Origin of the sequence: Bacillus sp. SIMBA_154 (assembly GCF_046536015.1) — a bacterium.
GTDB lineage: Bacteria > Bacillota > Bacilli > Bacillales > Bacillaceae > Bacillus > Bacillus pumilus_P.
The window spans coordinates 1-261 of the sequence record NZ_JAWJBV010000371.1; the positions used below are offsets into that span (position 1 = coordinate 1).

Genomic DNA, 261 nt, shown 5'->3' on the forward strand with positions numbered 1-261 from the left:
CCTACTAGCACCATTAAACTTCCCGCAATACGATTCATCCACTTAATGTTATTGCCTTTGGTTAAAAATAACCGCAGGCTTTTGCCACCTGTTGCGTAAATCATCATACAGATAAACTCTGAGAGCAAAATAATGGCCACCAGCACCGCTAATTGCGGCGCAACACTGTATTGTACGTTAATAAAAGGAGGTAATAAGGAAATCATAAACGCCCATCCTTTTGGATTGGCAATGGCGGTTACAAACCCCTGTGAAAATAAT

The 261-nt window shown here is 41.0% G+C and carries 1 protein-coding gene; it reads right to left on the reverse strand.

What is annotated here, in order from left to right:
- A partial coding sequence (locus R0K30_RS22415) for a LysE family translocator (RefSeq protein ID WP_410613102.1) occupies nt 1-261 on the reverse strand: 261 nt, incomplete at both ends.